17 protein-coding genes are annotated in these 17,029 nt (G+C 70.4%); 2 read left to right on the forward strand and 15 right to left on the reverse strand.

Annotated features, from left to right (window positions below; all coding sequences use genetic code 11):
- Positions 1–50: 50 nt before the first annotated feature.
- On the forward strand, positions 51–1,457 hold the full coding sequence (locus ACYVLJ_RS12085; protein WP_460438684.1) for an alpha/beta hydrolase family protein: 1,407 nt from the start codon (positions 51–53) through the stop codon (positions 1,455–1,457).
- Here the strand turns inward: ACYVLJ_RS12085 and ACYVLJ_RS12090 are convergent.
- Positions 1,454–2,101, reverse strand: a complete 648-nt coding sequence (locus tag ACYVLJ_RS12090) for a PaaI family thioesterase (protein ID WP_460438685.1) — start codon at positions 2,099–2,101, stop codon at positions 1,454–1,456. The genes ACYVLJ_RS12085 and ACYVLJ_RS12090 overlap by 4 nt on opposite strands.
- A gap of 144 nt (positions 2,102–2,245) precedes the next feature.
- On the opposite strand from ACYVLJ_RS12090, the gene ACYVLJ_RS12095 reads away from it, so the two are divergent.
- A complete protein-coding gene (locus tag ACYVLJ_RS12095; protein WP_460438686.1) occupies positions 2,246–2,911 on the forward strand; it encodes a TetR family transcriptional regulator in 666 nt (221 codons plus the stop codon).
- Here the strand turns inward: ACYVLJ_RS12095 and ACYVLJ_RS12100 are convergent, their stop codons facing one another.
- The 14 genes from ACYVLJ_RS12100 to ACYVLJ_RS12165 all read right to left on the reverse strand — a co-directional run bounded on the left by ACYVLJ_RS12100 (position 2,912) and on the right by ACYVLJ_RS12165 (position 17,028).
- Positions 2,912–4,327: an aldehyde dehydrogenase gene (locus ACYVLJ_RS12100; RefSeq protein ID WP_460438687.1), complete on the reverse strand. Its 1,416-nt coding sequence runs from the start codon at positions 4,325–4,327 to the stop codon at positions 2,912–2,914. It abuts the gene before it with no gap.
- A gap of 8 nt (positions 4,328–4,335) precedes the next feature.
- The gene (locus ACYVLJ_RS12105) at positions 4,336–5,493 is read right to left on the reverse strand and encodes a beta-ketoacyl-[acyl-carrier-protein] synthase family protein (protein WP_460438688.1); all 1,158 of its coding nucleotides are present in this window, start codon (positions 5,491–5,493) and stop codon (positions 4,336–4,338) included.
- Positions 5,490–5,900 (reverse strand): Zn-ribbon domain-containing OB-fold protein, encoded by a 411-nt coding sequence (locus ACYVLJ_RS12110; RefSeq protein ID WP_460438689.1) that lies wholly within the window; start codon positions 5,898–5,900, stop codon positions 5,490–5,492. The genes ACYVLJ_RS12105 and ACYVLJ_RS12110 overlap by 4 nt, the downstream gene beginning before the upstream one ends.
- Positions 5,897–6,187, reverse strand: a complete 291-nt coding sequence (locus ACYVLJ_RS12115) for a hypothetical protein (protein ID WP_460438690.1) — start codon at positions 6,185–6,187, stop codon at positions 5,897–5,899. Before ACYVLJ_RS12115 ends, ACYVLJ_RS12110 begins: the two co-directional genes overlap by 4 nt.
- Positions 6,188–6,197: 10 nt before the next feature.
- Positions 6,198–7,634 (reverse strand): acetyl-CoA acetyltransferase, encoded by a 1,437-nt coding sequence (locus ACYVLJ_RS12120; protein ID WP_460438691.1) that lies wholly within the window; start codon positions 7,632–7,634, stop codon positions 6,198–6,200.
- A complete protein-coding gene (locus ACYVLJ_RS12125) occupies positions 7,634–9,235 on the reverse strand; it encodes an FAD-dependent oxidoreductase (RefSeq protein WP_460438692.1) in 1,602 nt (533 codons plus the stop codon). The genes ACYVLJ_RS12120 and ACYVLJ_RS12125 overlap by 1 nt, the downstream gene beginning before the upstream one ends.
- A 10-nt stretch (positions 9,236–9,245) precedes the next feature.
- A complete protein-coding gene (locus tag ACYVLJ_RS12130; RefSeq protein ID WP_460438693.1) occupies positions 9,246–10,358 on the reverse strand; it encodes an NDMA-dependent alcohol dehydrogenase in 1,113 nt (370 codons plus the stop codon).
- Positions 10,355–10,744: an SCP2 sterol-binding domain-containing protein gene (locus ACYVLJ_RS12135; RefSeq protein WP_460438694.1), complete on the reverse strand. Its 390-nt coding sequence runs from the start codon at positions 10,742–10,744 to the stop codon at positions 10,355–10,357. The genes ACYVLJ_RS12130 and ACYVLJ_RS12135 overlap by 4 nt, the downstream gene beginning before the upstream one ends.
- A 26-nt stretch (positions 10,745–10,770) precedes the next feature.
- Positions 10,771–11,988: a cytochrome P450 gene (locus tag ACYVLJ_RS12140; RefSeq protein WP_460438695.1), complete on the reverse strand. Its 1,218-nt coding sequence runs from the start codon at positions 11,986–11,988 to the stop codon at positions 10,771–10,773.
- Positions 11,985–12,200 (reverse strand): ferredoxin, encoded by a 216-nt coding sequence (locus tag ACYVLJ_RS12145; protein WP_460438696.1) that lies wholly within the window; start codon positions 12,198–12,200, stop codon positions 11,985–11,987. The genes ACYVLJ_RS12140 and ACYVLJ_RS12145 overlap by 4 nt, the downstream gene beginning before the upstream one ends.
- Positions 12,197–13,693 (reverse strand): aldehyde dehydrogenase family protein, encoded by a 1,497-nt coding sequence (locus tag ACYVLJ_RS12150; protein WP_460438697.1) that lies wholly within the window; start codon positions 13,691–13,693, stop codon positions 12,197–12,199. The genes ACYVLJ_RS12145 and ACYVLJ_RS12150 overlap by 4 nt, the downstream gene beginning before the upstream one ends.
- Positions 13,694–13,713: 20 nt before the next feature.
- Positions 13,714–14,589 carry a GNAT family N-acetyltransferase gene (locus ACYVLJ_RS12155; protein ID WP_460438698.1) on the reverse strand — a complete coding sequence of 292 codons (876 nt, stop codon included), beginning with the start codon at positions 14,587–14,589 and terminating at the stop codon, positions 13,714–13,716.
- A complete protein-coding gene (locus ACYVLJ_RS12160; RefSeq protein WP_460438699.1) occupies positions 14,586–15,755 on the reverse strand; it encodes an aromatic ring-hydroxylating oxygenase subunit alpha in 1,170 nt (389 codons plus the stop codon). The genes ACYVLJ_RS12155 and ACYVLJ_RS12160 overlap by 4 nt, the downstream gene beginning before the upstream one ends.
- 76 nt (positions 15,756–15,831) lie before the next feature.
- Positions 15,832–17,028 carry an NAD(P)/FAD-dependent oxidoreductase gene (locus tag ACYVLJ_RS12165; protein WP_460438700.1) on the reverse strand — a complete coding sequence of 399 codons (1,197 nt, stop codon included), beginning with the start codon at positions 17,026–17,028 and terminating at the stop codon, positions 15,832–15,834.
- Between the last annotated feature and the right edge of the window lies 1 nt (position 17,029).

A 17,029-nucleotide genomic window follows, 5' to 3' on the forward strand; every position in this document is an offset into this window, starting at 1 on the left:
GCCTAAAGGCGTAAGTTTTATTTCTCCGTCGCCGCAGGGGGAGCTGAACGATGACCGTTCGCCGGGTGCCGTGGCTCGTCCTCGTGATCGTCGTCCTTTTGGGAGCCGCGGCGCCGGCCGAACCGGTCAACACGCTGCGCACGCTGGAACGCCCCGCCGTCTACGGGACTCCGCAGTTCCAGGCTCAGGTCCTCCAGGCCGGGCTGGCGGCCATGGCCGAGCGGCACCGCGTTCTCCGCGCCGACCCGGGAAGGCATCCCGATCCCAACGCCTGCACCGTGGCGGTCGCGTGTGTCGGCGATCCCCGGCTGTCCCATGGGGACGGTCTGGGGAGCCCAGTGGTCTTCACCGCCCGCAGCGGCGCGACGCTGTCCGGGCACGTCCGGGCCACGAAGTCCGGCCCGGCCAAGCGGCCGCTCGTCGTGATCGTCACCGGCTCGATCGTCGGCTTCGAACAAGGCTATTGGCCGCAGGCGCAGGCGCTCGCGACGGCCGGGTACGTCGTCCTGACCTTCGACGCGCAGGGCGAAGGGATGTCGGACCAGTTCGGCGAAGCACCGGACACCCTCGACAGCGCCGGCGCGGGCACGCCGGGCCTGCCGGACAACGGATGGCGGTTCTACGACGGCGCCAAGGACGCGCTCAGCTTCGCGCTGTCGACACCGGCGAACCCGTATATTCCGGTGCCGAGCCGGTCGTCGAACACCAGCCACGCCGCCAAGCAGCGAACGCGCGTGGCCGCGGGGTTCGACAACGCCTTCAACCCTCTGTGGAATCTCGTCAACCCCACCGCGGTCGGCTTGGCCGGACATTCCTACGGTGCCGTCGCGGCGAGTTACGTCGCCCAGAACGATCCGCGCGTCAAGGCCGTGGTTGCGTGGGACAGCCTGTGCGTGCCCGTTCAGCCCGCCCCCGACGAGGTGACGGGCTTGTTCCTCGAAGGGCAGCCCGGCAACCTGCCGCTCGCCCCGCAGATCCCGCGCGACTGCTTCGGCGCGCCTCGGGGAATCGCACCCCGCCTGGCGAAGCCCGCGCTGGGGATCAGCGCCGACTTCGTTCTGCCCGGCCTGCTCCAGAACTCCGATCCGCGGGGAAAGTCGTACGCCTCGCTGGCATATTCGGCCGCGAACGTCGACACCGGACAGCTCGTCATCCAGGGCGGCACGCACGCCGACTTCACCTTCGACGCGTCGGTCCCGGTCCTGCCCGCCACGCTGCGCGGCTTGGATCTGACGATCTGGTACACGACGGCCTGGTTCGACAAGTACCTCGCCCACGACGCTTCGGCGGACGCCCGGCTGCGGACGACCCGCTGGCACGACGACCCCGCGACCGCGGCGGTCGACCCCGTCCACGACGGCAACCTCTTCTCGGCCCGGTATCCGTCCCGGTTGGACATCCGGCTCGCCGACGGCTCCAACTGGACGTGCGAGCAGCTGCGCGCCGGCTGCGCCTAGGACTGGCCGGCGTTGAGCCTGATGAACAGCCCGGTGGCGTCCGCGCACAGGACGTCGCCCCGCCGGATCTCGCCGGCGATGTGGCGCTTGCGGCCGGCCTCCTCCGCGAACCACGCGCGCACGACCAGGTCCTCGTCGACCGGCGTGATCGAGCGGAAGTTCACCGTCAGGGACGCCGTCCGCGCCGGTGACCGCCCGGACGTGTCGGACAGGCGGCCGAGAACCTCGTCGAACAGCAACGCGACCGCTCCCCCGTGGACGGCGCCGTTGCCGCCCAGGAAGAACCGTCCGAACCGGACAGTGCCTTCGACGCTGCCGGGGCCCCGGGACGTCATCGTGAACGCGGGCGCCATCACCTGGCCGCGGCCCGGGAGGTCCATCCGGTGCCCGAACGCCTGCTCCCGCTCCGGCACAGCCGGCAGCCGCGCACGCCACTTCGCGAGGTCCGCGGCCAGCTCGGCCGCGAGGTCCGGGTCGGGGACGGCGCCCGCGAGGTCGTCGAGGAAGCCGCGCATCTCCGTCATCAGCGGGCCGTACGCCGCGCCGCCGGGCAGGGCCCGGGCGTCGCCGTAGCCGCCGGGGACGAAGGACTCGGGCACCCCGATGCGGGTCTCCCACGACTCGGCGCCGCGAACCACGGACATGCGCTGATTCCCCCGAACGGGCGAGTGGCCATAAATCTTCTACCGTTAGATTAACAGTTTTGGGTGACGAACGGGAACCGGCACTCCGCCGACCGTGCCACAATCTAAAGGGAGACGGTAACGGGTCGACACGAGGAGGACGGGGTGCCGCGTCCGAGCACACCACTGATCAGCCGCGAGGCGACGATCGAGGCGGCGCTGACGATCATCGACGAAGACGGCCCGGAGTCGATGAGCCTGCCGCGCCTCGCGCGGGAGCTGAACGTGAAGGCCCCGTCGCTGTACTACCACTTCGCGGACAAGAACGAGATCCTCACGGCGGTCGCGAGCGCGATCGTCGCCAAGACGGTCTTCCCGCGCAAGCCGGTCTCGGGCGACTGGGCGGAGTGGTTCACCCAGCTCGCACTGAACTTTCGCGCGGCCGTCCTGCGCCACCGCCGGGCCGCGCCGATCCTGCTGCAGTTCCTGCCCCGCGACCTGCTGACCGACCTGTACGAGAGCGCGGCGAAGTACCTGGCGGAGTGCGGTGTGCCGGTCGAGCTGCACGTCCAGATCCTCGACGGCCTCGAGAAGCTGTCGCTGGGCGCGACGATCGCCGAGGCGATGCGGCCGCCGTCGCGCACCCGGGTCCAGTTCGAGCACGCCGACCCCGAGCGGCACCCGGTCCTGGCGGCCGCCGACCGCGCCAACCAGCTGAACGCGCGGCAGATCTTCGAGCACACCGTCCGCAGCTACCTGCTGGGCATCGCGCACTTCGGCAGCATCGAGACGACGCCCTCCACCGAGGCCCGGCTCGACGTCACCGCCTGATCAGCGCCGGTAGACCGACTTCGGTACCAGGTACGGGCTGAGCCCCTCGGGACCGAGCTCGCGCCCGAGACCACTCGCCTTCACCCCGCCGAACGGCGCGTTGACGTGCAGTTCGTAGTGGTTCACCCCGACCGTGCCGGTACGGATCCGGCGGGCCAGCGCCAGGCCGCGTTCGTCGTCGGCGCTCCAGACGACGCCGCCGAGGCCGTACGCGCTGTCGTTGGCCAGCGCGATCGCCTCGTCCTCGTCGCGGTAGCGCAGCACGCAGAGCACCGGCCCGAAGATCTCCTCCTGGGCGAGCGGCGAGGCGTTGTCGACGTCGGCGAAGACCGTCGGCTCGACGAACCAGCCCGGCCGGTCAGGCGTACCGCCACCGGTGGTCAGGCGGGCCGACGCCCGGGCGATGTGGTCCAGCACGCGCGAACGCTGGTCCGCGGACACCAGCGGCCCCACCTGGGTCTCCCGGTCCAGCGGATCACCGACGGTAAGACCCGCGGCGGTCGCCGTGACCGCCTCGACGACCTCGTCGTAGCGGCTCGCCGGGGCGAGGATGCGGGTGGCCGCGTGGCAGGTCTGCCCGTTGTTCGGCAGGGAGACTTCCAGCAGCTTTGCGGCGAACAGGTCGAGGTCGGCGTCCTCGGCGACCAGGGACACGGACTTGCCGCCGAGTTCGAGGGTGACGGGCCGCAGCAGCCGGCCGGCGACCTCGCCGATCGCGCGTCCGGCGGCGGTCGAGCCGGTGAAGGCGATCTTGTCGACGTCGGGGTGCTCGACCAGGTGCGCGCCGGCTTCGCGGTCACCCGGGACGACGTTCAGCACGCCCGCGGGCAGCCCGGCCACGCGCGCCGCGTCGGCCAGGACGAACGCGTCGAGGGCGGTCTCCGGCGGTGGCTTGAGGACCACCGTGCAGCCCGCCGCCAGCGCGGGAGCGACCTTCATGATCGCCAGCGACTGCGGGTAGTTCCACGGCGTCACGGCGGCCACGACCCCGACCGGTTCCCGCGTGACCAGCGTGTTGCCGCCGGTCGGGCTCGGCCGGGTCTCTTCGAGAGCCAGCGATTCGGCCAGACCGGCGTAGTACTGCGTGATGAAGCCGGGCGCGCTGCCGTTGACCACCCGCGACAGCGAGATCGGCATGCCGTTCTCGCGGCTGACCAGGGTCGCCGTCTCCTTGCGCCGGGCGGTCAGCTCACTCGCGAACGCGTTCAGCAGCTGAGCCCGTTCGGCTGGGGGCAGCGCTGCCCAGCCGGGCAGGGCCCGGCGGGCGGCCGCGACGGCTTGGTCGACGTCGTCGGTGCCGGCCAGCGCGGTCGTCGCGAACATCTCGCCGGTCGCCGCCTCGACCACGTCGTACGTGGTGCGCTTGGCCGGGTCGGTCCAGCGGCCGTCGATGTACAGCGCGGGCCGATCGAGCACGGTTCCTCCTAAAGGGTGCGGTCGCTGCCGAAGAGCACGGAGCTGACCAGCGGCGCCATCGGGCCGCCGACGAACAGGGACGTGTCGGCCGTCGCGGCCTGGTTGCACGATGTGCCGCGCACCTGGCGGACGGCCTCGACCGCGAGGCCCATGCCGTTGATGAACGCGTCGGCGATGTTGCCGCCGGAGGTGTTCACCGGCAGCACGCCGCCGGGCGCGGTGAGGTTTTCGAGCGTCATGAACTCGCCGGCCTCGGGTCCGGGCGGGCAGAGGCCGTGGTCGATGAGGGACGCGACCGCCGGGCCGCTGAAGTTCTCGTAGACCTGTGCGACGTCGACCTCGCCGGGCTTCACGCCCGCTTGGGCCCATAGCCGCGACGCGACGCCGGTGAAGCCCGCCGACGTGTAGTGGTGGTCGTTCTCGTTGAGCGCCGAGTACCCGCCAGGCGCGCCCTGGGCCGCAGCGAGCAGGTAAGCCGGTTTCTGCGCGAGCCCGGCCGCTCGCTCGGCCGAGGTGATCACCAGGGCGACCGCGCCGTCGTTCTCGCGCGAGCAGTCGAAGAGGTGGAACGGCTCGACGATCAGCGGCGACGCGTTGTACTTCGCCTCGTCGAGCGGCTTGCCGTAGCCCGCCGCGTCCGGGTTCCGCTGCGCGTGTTCGTACGCGGCAAGCACGAGGTTCCGCAACGCACTGCGCGGGACGCCGTCGTGTTCGAGCATCCGTTGTGTCCGCAATGCGCAGATGTGCGCCGGGGTCGCGACGCCGTGGGGCAGGTAGTTGTTGTCGAAGTAGTACTTCGCGTAGCCGAGGCGTCCGGTGTCGCGCTGGGCCATGCCGCGAAAGGCGACGACGCACTCGGCCTGCCCGGTCGCGACGGCCGCCGCGGCCGCGCCGATCGCGGCGGCGACCCCTCCGCCGCCCCCGCCCCACACCATGCTCGACCACCGCAGTTCGCGGACACCGAGGTCGGCGGCGAGCACCGGCCCGCTGTGCTCTCCGCCGGCGTAGGAGGTGAAGCCGTCGATGTCACGCGGGGAGATCCCGGCGTCCGCGCACGCGGCGAGGATCGCTTCCAGGACCAGGGCCCGCTCCCCCGCGGGCGCGCCGCCGCGCGGGTAGTGCAGTTCGGCGATGCCGGCGACCGCGGTCGCGCCTCGGAACGTCATGCCGCCCGCCAGCGCAGGACCGGCCACTCGGAGCTGGCCGGCTGCTGGATCACGCCGTGCACGCGGTCGCCGATCGCCGCTTCACCCTCGACGAGGATCCCCAGCAACCGGACGGGCGCCGCATCCAGCTCGACCAGCACGGTGACGTAAGGGACTTCGACGTCCAGCTCGCTCATGAACGCGCGGTGTGTGCGGATCCAGGTGTAGACCGTGCCCTCGGGCTCGACGGCCTCCCAAACCACGTCGAACGACCAGCATTCGGCACACAGCGCACGGCCCAGGGCTCGCCAGGTCCCGCATGCCTCGCACCGCGGGAGGACCAGCCGGCCGTCGCGCAGGGCTTCCCAGAACGGGCGGTCGCTGTCGTCGAGCGCCGGACCGGTGGGCAGGGTTTCCGTGGTGATCACTCGAAGTTCTCCAGGGCATCGGCCTTCCACTCGCCGTCGACGAGACCCCAGCCTGATCGAAGGCGGATCTCGCCCTCGGGCGTCGTGTAGACGGCTTCACCGGTGGCGCGTTCGCCGTCGACCCGGACACTCAGGACCTCGGCCGAGCTGACCTTGTCCGGCGTCGTGACGCCCTCGAAGATCTTGGGCACCGAGCCGGGCGCCAGGTCCGCGAGCACGCCTTTCATGTCGCCGTCGACCACCTTGGCCACGTGCTGCCGGTACGTCGTTTCGAATTCCGCGGTCATCGAGACCTCCTCATCGGGGCGAGAACGTGCCGCCGTCGTGGACGTCGGCTTTCGCGCCCGCTTCTTCTTCGTGGACCAGCCGGGCGACGACCTCGGGCTCGGTGCTGCGGGCCAGCGTCCGGGCTCCGTCGGGTGTGCGCAGGGCGGCCATGGCCGTTTCGGGTTCGCCGTCGCGGGTGTAGGAGACCGTCCAAGCCTCCAGCTCGGCCGGTCCGACGTGCTCGGTCGCCCGCACCGGGTCTGCCTCGACCGCCACCGAGCGGCGGCGGAAGCCATCGCCGGGCGAGGGCGCGTAGACACCGATCGAATGCTTGGTCAGGTAGCCGCTGTTCGCGGTGATCAGTCCCGGGCGCTGGGTGCGGCGCACTTCGCTGATCATCGCCGCGATCGCGTGCGTGCTGTAGTTGTTCCACGGCCCGCCCGCGAAGGTGAGTCCGCCGGTGATCGTGAGCGGCTCGTCGATCGGCAGACCGAGTTCGGCCGCCGCGACCTGCACCGCCGACGGGAAGCACGAGTACAGGTCCACCGGCCCGAGATCGTCGACCCCGGCCAGCTCCATCGCCGCACGACCGGCGGCGCGGATCGCCGGGGACCCGTCGAGCCGCGGCCGGGCCGCGATGGCCGCGGTGTCGGAGGCTTCGGCTCCGGCACGGGGAAAGACCCAGCGGTCCTCGGGCACGCCGAAGCGTCGCGCCGCCTCCACCGAGCAGACGAGCACTGCCGCTGCCTGCTCGACGTTGTTGTTGGAGTTCATAAGTTTCGTGTACGGCCAAGAAATGACCCGGTTCTTCGGCCCGGGCGTCGCGATCTCCTCGGGCGTGTGCACGCGCGGAGTCCACGCGGCCGGGTTCGCGGCGGCGACTTCGCTGAACCGGGACCAGAGAGCCGCAATCCGCTCACGGTGCTCAGCCACCCCACGGCCCGCGCTCAGCCGGATCGCCTGCTCGAACAACGGGTAGACGAAGGCAGGGCGGTCCAGGCCGGCCCGCACTTCGAGCGGATCACGCATCGGCACGTCCGGGCGACGTTCCGGCTCGGGACCGTCTCCTTGCACCGTCCACTCCGGACGCCGACCCTCCGCCTTCAACGCCATCCGAGTGCGCCACGCCTCCGCTCCGCCGACGAGCACGACGTCGCACCGGCCCGCGGCGATGTCCTCGGCGGCGTCGTTGACGAGCGCCTGCGGATGGCTGCCGCCGTTGCCCGTGTAGACGGTGTGCCGGACCGGCGCACCGAGCCGCTCACCCACCAAAAGCCCAGGATCGCGGTAACGCCACGACAGCATGCCGACGATCCGGACCGACTCGACGGCTTCGGCGAGCCCGGGCGCACCGGCATCGACGGCGGCGAGACGTGCGACCTCGACGATCATGTCGACCGGCTCACGCGGGTCGTCGCGCTGGTTCAGCTGGCCGCCACCGACCAGCACCGGGGTGCGGGGATCCATCAGCCGTCCTGCCTGGCCACGGCGAGCATTTCGTCCACGTCCACCAGCTTCACCCGGGGGCGTCGCTGCTGCCGACCGGCGTCCAGCTCGTGGTCGTTGATCAGCCGCCAGCCGCCGAGGCCGATGTGCCTCGGCAGCTCGTCGGCGACGTCTCCCGCCTCGGCCGGCGCCGGGAGCCGGCCGTCGCGGTAGTCGTCGAGCAGCATCTCGACGGTGTCGCGGGCGCACTTGCGGTTGGTCCCGATCACGCCCGACGGCCCGCGCTTGATCCACCCCGCCACGTAGACGCCGGGCACGTCGACCCGGCCCGCGTCGTTGGGGATGACCCCGCGCGCGTCGTCGAAGGGCAGCCCGGGCACCGGCGAGCCGCGGTAGCCGACCGAGCGGAACACCAGCCCGCAGGCCAGCTCCTCGAAATCGTCGGTGGGAATCGCCCGCACCGAGTCACCTTCAGCGACCAGCCGCGTCCGGCACAACCGCACGCCTTCCACCCAGCCGTCGCCGGTGATCTCCGTCGGCGCGGCGAGGAACCGCAGGGTGACGCGGCGGTCGGCACCGGGCCGCTTACCGGCCAACTCTGCAAGTAAGTCCACTTTAGACATCGATGATTCCGGCAGCTCCTCCGGCCGGACCACGATGTCCACCCCGGGTGTCCGGGCCAAACCAAGGAGTTCCTTCGTAGTAAACGCGGCTTCGGCCGGTCCCCGCCGACCCACCACGACGACTTCGCGGACGTTACTCGACCGCAGCTGAGAAAGAGCCTGGTCCGCGATGTCGGTCGAAGCCAGCCGTGACGGATCGGTGGCCAGGATCCGGGCGACGTCGAGGGCGACGTTGCCATTGCCGATCACCACCGCACGCTCCCCGGACAGGTCGAACGTGCGGTGGGCGAAGTCGGGATGGCCGTTGTACCAGCCGACGAACTCCGTCGCCGAATGGCTGCCCGGCAGTTCCTCACCGGGAATCCCGAGTGGACGGTCGGTGAGCGCCCCGACCGCCACGACCACGGCGTGATACCGCGCCCGCAACCCCTCCAACGAGAGATCGACCCCGATCTCGGTGTTGAGGAACAACCGGAAACCTTTACGCCGCATGGTGTGCGCGAACGCCTTGGCGGCGTCCTTGGTGTCCTGGTGGTCTGGCGCGACACCGAAGCGCACCAGACCACCAGGGGTCGGCAGCCGCTCGAACACGTCGACGCGGACGTCCAAGCCGCGCTGGGCCAGCAGTTCCTCGGCCGCGTAGAACGCCGCCGGGCCCGACCCGACCACGGCCACCCGCAGGTCGCCACCCGCCCACTCCCGGACCCGTGCGACCTGCTGTTCCTCCGGGTAGTCACGCCGGCCGGGGCCGTCGTACCAGCGGGCGTTGAGGTCCTCGAACCGCAGGTCCTCGTCAGTGAGGTCGTAGTCGGCGCTGATCGCGCCGACCGGGCAGACCTCGACGCACGCGCCGCAGTCCACGCACGTGGCCGGGTCGATGTACAACATCTCCGCCGTGGCGTAGTCCGGCTCGTCCGGGGTGGGGTGGATGCAGTTCACCGGGCACACCGCGACGCACGAAGCGTCGTTGCAGCACGCGCGGGTGACGACGTGGGTCATGGCAGTGTCCTCAGAAGTCGACGACGCCGCGCAGGTTGACGCCGGCGTGCATGTCCCGGTAGCCCTGGTTGATCTCCTCCAGGCTGTAGCGGCGGGTGATCAACTCGTCGAGCATGAGGTGCCCGTCCTGGTAGAGGCGCAGCAGGTCCTCGACCGCGCGGGTCGGCTGCATCATGCCGAACAGCGAGCCCTGGATCCGCTTCTGGTACATCGCCAGCTCGAACAGGCTCACCGGGATGCCGTACTCGACGACGTTGCCCATGCTGGTCAGCACGACCGTGCCGGCCTTGCGGATCGAGGCGAACGCCTCCGCGACGTGTTCGCCGGTGACGACCCCGACGGTGACGATCGCCGAAGCCGCGCCCTGCCCGTTGGTGAGCGCCTGGGCGAGGTCGGTGGCCTGCTGCATGTTCTCGAACGCGTCGGTCGCGCCGAGCTTGAGCGCCATCTCGCGGTGGAACGGCGCCGGGTCGACCGCGATGATCCGCGACGCGCCGGCGAACTTGGCGCCCTGCACCGCGTTGACGCCGATGCCGCCGACGCCCATCACGATCACCACGTCACCGGGCCGGACGGCGGCCGCGTTGACCGCCGAGCCCCAGCCGGTCGGCACGCCGCAGCCGACGAGCGACGCGACCGAAAGCGGGATCTCCTTGTCGATCTTGACCGCGCCCCATTCGGGCAGCACGGAGTACTCGGAGAACGTCGAGACGAGCGAGCACTGGCCGACATCGCGGCCGTCGTCGGTGTGCAGCCGGAAGGTGCCGTCGAGCTGGGTGCCCAGCATCATGTAGGCCCCGTTGTCACACAGGTTCTGCATGCCGCGGGCGCACCACGTGCACCGGCCGCAGCCGGGGATGAAGGCGGCGACGACGTGGTCGCCGACCTCGAGGTCGCGCACGCCGGGGCCGACCTTTTCGACGACGCCCGCGCCTTCGTGGCCGCCGCAGAACGGGTAGGCCATCGCGGGGACGTCGCCCTTGGCGTAGTGGTCGTCGGAGTGGCAGAGCCCGGCGTGCTGGAAGCGCACCAGGACTTCGAACTCCTTCGGGTCGTCGACGTCGACCTCGACGATCTCCCACTCGCCGGGTGCTTCGAACAGGACTGCGGCGCGCGACTTCATTCGAACTCCACCTCGGCCATCGTCTGCTGGATGTACATGAAGGCCGGCATGTTCTTCAGCATCTGCGCCATCTTCCCGCGCACGCGCAGCTTGCCCCGGGTCATCGCGACGGTCGGGTTGATGCTGCCGTCGAAGCAGCCGCGCCAGACGTCGCTGCTGCCGCTGATGAGGAAGTCGGCCTTGTCGAGGTCCTCCTGGGAGGCAACGCGGACGTCGACGACCTTGCCCTTGTCGAAGCTGACGAAGAACTGGCCCTCGACCGGCGCTTCGTACTTGTAGGCCATGTCGAAGTCGATGTTCTTGCCCTTTTCGGCCCATTCCGGGTCGTTGTTCAGCGCGTCGGCCATCGCTTCGTAGAACTCGACACTCCCGAGTTTCACGGTCATCTCTACACTCCTTTGTGCGCGGGATTTCAGAGGGATTCGCCGAGGACCAGGGGCAGCTTGAGCACGCCCTTGACCTGGCTGAGGTGCCGGACCGGCGGGTCGGCGGGGTCGAGCCGGTAGTCGGGGACCCGGCGGTGCAGCTCTTCGAACGCGACGCGCAGCTCCAGCCGGGCCAGGTGCGAGCCGACGCAGCGGTGGTTGCCGGCGCCGAAGGCCAGGTGCGGGTTGGGGTCGCGGGTCAGGTCGACGTCGTCGGGCGCGTCGAACTTGGCGGCGTCGTGGTTGGCCGAGGCGAACGGGATGAGGATCTTGTCCCCGGCCTTCAGCTGGACGCCGTCGAGGACGTGGTCCTCCTTGACGACGCGCGCCGGGCAGACCGCGGACTCCCAGCGCAGCATCTCCTCCACCGCGGTGGGCACCAGGCCGAGGTCGTCGACGAGCTGCTTGCGGACCTCGGGGTGCTCGGCGAAGTAGATGACGGTGTGCGCGAGCTGGCCCTGGACGGTGTGCAGGCCGCCGATGAGGAACAGGAACAGGATGTTGAGGACCTCGAACTGGGTCAGCGGCCGGTCCTCGAACCTGCCGTTGATGAGGATCTGCGTGATGTCCTCGGCGTCGCCGGACTCGGCGCGATCGTCGATCATCTCCGCGAAGTAGGCGTACACCTCCATCGCCGCGCCCATCCGGACCTCGGTGGCGCGTTCCTCGCTCGCCCCCGGCTCGCCGAGCACGATCGTGTCGGCCCAGCTGTTGAACTTGTCGGCGTCCTCGACGTTCCAGCCCATCAGCGCGAGGAACACCCGGCTGGGCAACGCCTTCGCGAACGCGTCGATGAAGTCGACCTTGTCGTGCTTCAGCATCTCGTCGATCAGCTCACCGGCGATCTCGCGGATGCGGGGCTCGAGGTCGGCCATCCGCTTGGGCGAGAACAGCGGGTTGATGATCTTGCGGTAGACGCCGTGGTCCGGCGGATCGACCTCGATCGGGACCATCGGGCCGTCCTGGCCGATGGTGTTCGGCACGTTGACCGACTCGCTGGAGAACACGCCGGGGTTGCGCAGGATCTCCTGGATCGTGTCGTACTCGGTGGCGATCCAGTGGCCGCCGTAGCGCGGGCTGTGCGCCACCGGGCACTTCTGCCGCATCTCGGCGTAGACGTCGTAGACCGTGTCGGCGATGTCGGGCGAATGGATGTCGAAGTCGTACTGGACGTCGGCGCTCGCCGCGTCCTTGAGGTCGGTCATCGGGCGTCCTTTCCGTGGTGGGTGACGGTGATCGCCTGCTCCGGGCAGTTGCTGACGGCCCGGTCGAGCTCGGCGATCTGCTCGGGCGTCGTGGCTTCGTCGGCGACCAGGGCGAACCCCTCGTCGTCGCAGTCGAAGACGTCGGGCGCGGAGAGGTAGCAGCGCCCGTGTCCCTTACACAGCGTGCGATCGACGGTCGCGATCTTGCTCATCCCCACTCCCCTCCCACGACGCCGTACGCGCGGACGTCGAGGTTCGTGTCGAGGGCCGTGTAGAGGCTGCGGGTCTTCGTGTAGGCGAAGAGCCCTTCGACGCCGTTCTCCGCACCGACGCCGCTCAACCCGCGCCCGGCCAGCGGCGTGCGGGCGACGTCGGCCTGGGCGACGTCGTTGATCCAGGTCAGGCCGCCACGCAGGCGCAGCGCGACCTCCCGGGCCCTGACCAGGTCCGAGCCCCACACCGCCGCGGCCAGCCCGTACCGGGTGTCGTTGGCGATGCGGATGCCATCCTCGACGCTCCCGTATCGGATGACCGACAGCACCGGGCCGAAGATCTCCTCGTGCGCGGCCGGGTTGTCGTTGTCCAGGTCGACCAGGACGGTCGGGTTCACGTAGTGCCCGCCCTCCGGAACGTCCTTGGGCTGGTCGCCGCCGACCAGAGCCCGGGCACCGTGCTCGATGCCGGCCGCGACGAACTTCTCGACCTTCATCCGGGCCGCCGCCGAGATCACCGGGCCGACGTCGGTGGTGAACTCCGCCGCCGGGCCGAGCTGCAGCACGGACGCACGTTCCTTCAGGAGTTCGGTGAACTCGTCGTAGCGCTCGTCCGGCACCAGCATCCGCGTGGTGGCCACGCAGGCCTGCCCGGCGTGCATCAGGCTGCTGAACAACGTCCCGCGCACGGCGAGTTCGGCGTCGGCGTCGGGCAGCACCAGGGCGGGCGACTTGCCGCCCAGTTCGAGGATGATCTCCTTGGCCGTCGCGGCGGCCGACGCCATCACGCGGGTGCCGACCGCGGTGCTGCCGGTGAAGCTGATCAGGTCGACGTCCGGGTGCGCGACCAGCGCCTCCCCGGCGACCCGATCGCCGTGCACGATGTTGAGCACGCCCGGCGGCAGCCCGGCCTCGATCGCGGCGGCGGCGAGGGCGTCCGGGCCGACCGGGGTCAGCGGCGACGGCTTGAGCACGACGGTGTTGCCCGCCAGCAGCGCGGGACCGATCTTCCAGACGCACATGAACAGCGGGAAGTTGTACGGCGTGAACGCGCCGACGACCCCGACCGGCTCGCGGTGCAGTTCCCACTGGCCGAGCGCGGGGCTCGCCTGCAGCGGGAAGCTCGCCGGCTCGGCGAGCAACGGGGCCATGTCGGCGAAGTCGCGCAGGTGGGCCATCGGGGCGCCGACCTGCAGCATCGGGCAGAAGCGCGCGGTGGCGCCGGTGTCGGCGATGAGCTCGTCGACCAGTACGTCGAACCGGCTCTCCAGTGCGGAAGCCAGCCGCCGCAGGGCGTCGGCGCGGTCGCCGGGCGACATCCGGGCCCACGGGCCGTCGAACGCTTTGCGCGCCGCCTGCACGGCTTCGTCGATCGCCGACGCGGGCGAGTCCGGCACTCGCGCGAACACTTCGCCGGTCGACGGGTCGTCCACCGGCAGGACGCCCTCGGCGTCGGCCCAGCGGCCGCCGATGAAATTGCGGAAAGAACGCATCGTCGCAGTCCTCCGTTTGGTCAGTGGGTCAGGGCCAGGCCGTACCGCAGGTCCGAGTGGTCGTGTTCGAAGGCCAGCTCACGCGAGACGTTGACGAAGTCCTCGCGCAGTGCGTCGACGTAGAGCACGGCCTGGCGCGCGCCTGCGTCCTGCACGTCGAGCAACGCCTGGCTCAGCAGGCCTCTCAGCTGCTCCCGGTCGATGTCCGGGGTTTCCACGATCACGCAGGCGGGCTCCTTCTCGTCGACGCCGACGAGAACGCTGCCGGCGCCCTCGGACAGCCGGTTCAGGGAGTGCCCGAGCAGGGCCCGCTCGTCCGGCGCCATGGCCGCTCGGTGCCCGGGGACGACCTCCGGTGGCCGTTCAGGCGCCGGGGCCCGCCGCACCTCGAGCGACGGACCGCGGTACGGCCGCGAGCCGCCGACCAGGCGCAGCGTCTTGAACACGCCGTGCTCGGCGGTCGCCCCGAGCCGGCGGGCCAGCCGCTCGGCGGCCGGGTGGTTGCCGTGCGCCCAGGCGTGCACTCGGCGCAGGCCCGGCACCGCCGCCCAGCCATCCGGCCGCTCGTCAAGGAGCTCGGCGAGCAGGGTCGCGACGCCGTGCGAGCGGAACTCCGGCCGTACCACGAACTGGATTTCACCGTCCTCACCGGACAGTTCCAGCCGCAGGTAGGCGACGATCGCGACGTCGGGCAGCTTGTCGAGTTCGGCACTGCCACGCTCGCCCCGCGGCGCGATGGTGACGACGACGTGCCGGGTGGCTCCGGTGCTGCGGGCGACCGGCAGCGCCGTCGAGAAGCCCGCCTCGGCGTCGAAGTCGATGGCCGCGTCGAGGAGTTCTTCGACCTGACGGGCTTCCTCGTCGTCCAGCGACTCCCGCCACCGGTAGCCGATCATGCGTCCGCCAGCAGGCGCTTGAGCAGCCGCCGGAACACCTGGTTGGCGACCTCGTTGCGGCCGAGCAGCATCGGGCCGGCGTCGCGGCTGGCCATCCCGGCCTGGGAGTCGCGCAGCACCGGGAAGTCCTCGGCGTGCAGCACCGACAGCAGAATCTGCCAGTTCTTCTCCCAAAGGTGTTCCCAACGCTCCGGCGTCAGGCCCGCCTCCTCTGGCGACGGCACGATGAGCCGCATCTCCATCACCGAATGCGTGGGCGACTCCGGGTGCGGCCGAAAGGTCAGCAACTGGAAGTGGTCCGGCTGCTTGAGGAGCGTGCTGTTCGGGCCGAGGAAGTGCGTCTCGGTGACGTCCTCGACGAGGCTGTGGTCGCCGGGGTCCTCTTCGAGCCAGCGGTCGATGCTCTTGCGCGGCGCGACGAACCGGCAATGCCGCTCGAAGTCCTCGAACACCATCACGTTGGTGTGGATGTACTTCGCGGCGGTGTTCGGGTGGGCGTACTGCACGTGGTAGCCGTCGAGGAAGGCGTCCTGCATGATCTTCCAGTTGGTGGGCTCCTCAAAACCTTCCTCGCGGACGCAGGTGAGCCGGTCGAGGTCGTACCCCGCGAGGATCGTGTCCATCTCCGGGCCGAGCCAGCCGGCGACGTCGATGTCAGCGCCGGCCCGGTCGACCACCCAGACGAACCCGTGGCGTTCCTCGCACGGCAGCTCGATCAGGCCGGCTTCACCGCGGTCGAGGTCGCCGAAGGTGTTGTCGCGGGTGACCGTGCGCAGTTTGCCGTCGATGTCGTAGGACCAGCGGTGGTACGGGCACGAGAACAGCCGGCGCCGTCCGCTCGCCTCGCACTCCAGCAGCGCACCGCGGTGGCGGCACAGGTTCACCAGCGCCTTGACACCGCCGTCGCGCTGACGAGCGATGATCACGTTGTTGCGCGGCATCCGCACGGTCTTGAAGTCGAAGGCCTTCGGGATCTCCGAGCCGTGCGCGACGATCGTCGGCACCCGGCCGAACACGAGGTCACGCTCGCGGGCCGCCAGTTCCGGGTCGGTGAATTCGGCCGCCTCGAACGACTCCACCTTCTCGAACTGGTCGGTCGTGTCGTTCTTCAGGTGCTCGAGCGCCCTCCTGATCCGCGCTTCGCGGTCGGTGCCCGTCTCGTCCACCACCATCACCTCACTAAATCTAAAGCCATAAGATAAACGTCGACATGGCTGTGCGCAACAGCTCGCGGGGTTTCGATCAGGCTGGGGCCGGTTTCCCGAGCATCGCCTGCCAAGACGTCCGTTTCTGCACGGCGGCACGGAGTTTCATCAGCGGCCCGGTGCGGTCGAACGCGAACGCGCCCACCAGGTCGCCGTCGTAGCGGTACTGGGCCAGGAACGGTTCCGTGGCTTCCCCGGCGTCGCCGAGGAGTTCGACCTCGTCGGCCGGTTCGCCGAGCAGCTGCAGCTTGTGCCCGTACCACTCGGACCAGAAGTACGGCACGATCCCGCACGGGCTCCGGTCGGGCGTGAGGGCGTTGCGCACCACGGCGACGGCCTGTTCCCCAGTGGACGTCCAGTGCTCCAGCCGGCTCGACCGGCCATTCCACTGGTTCACCCAGCGCGCGACATCGCCCACGGCATAGACGCCCGGCACAGTGCTTTCCAGGTAGGGCGAACACGCCACACCGTCGCTCACCGCGACACCGGAACCCCGCAACCAGCCGGTCATCGGGTCCACGCCGATTCCGACGACGACGAGGTCGGCCGGGATGACACTGCCGTCGTTGAGCCGGACCTTTTCCACCGCGCCGTTCCCGGTGATCTCCCGGACCTTGGTGCGCGTCTTCAGCTCGACACCGTACTGCCGGTGCAGGTAAGCGAGACGCTCGGCCACCAGCGGCCCGACGGCGTTGACCAGCGGCAGCGGAAGCGCTTCCACGACCGTGACGTCCGCGCCGCGCGCTCGCGCGCTGGAGGCGATCTCGCAGCCGATGAACCCGGCTCCGACGACCACGACCCGGGCGCCGGGTTCGAGCGCCGCGCGGACCATCCGGGCCTGCTCCACCGACCGCAACGTCGTCACGCCCGGCAGGTCGCCGCCGGGGACGGTGAGCGGTCGCGGCTGCCCGCCGGTGGCGATCACCAAGGCGTCGTAACCGACTTCACCGCGCTCGGTGCGGACCACCCGGTTGCGCGTGTCGAGGGACAGCGCGGTGGTCCCGGTCATCAGCGTGACGCCGAGGGACTCCGGATTGGGCAGGTGCTCGACCAGCTCCGGTTCCGCTTTGGAAGTCAGGAAGTTCTTCGTGAGGGGTGGCCGGTCGTAGGGTGCGTGGTCCTCACGGCCGATGACGACGATGGAGCCGGTGAACCCGATCCGGCGCGCCTCTTCGACGACGCGCGCCGCGCCGAGCGACGCTCCGACGATGACCAGGCGGTCGATGCCGGCCACG

This window comes from Amycolatopsis stemonae (assembly GCF_054781455.1).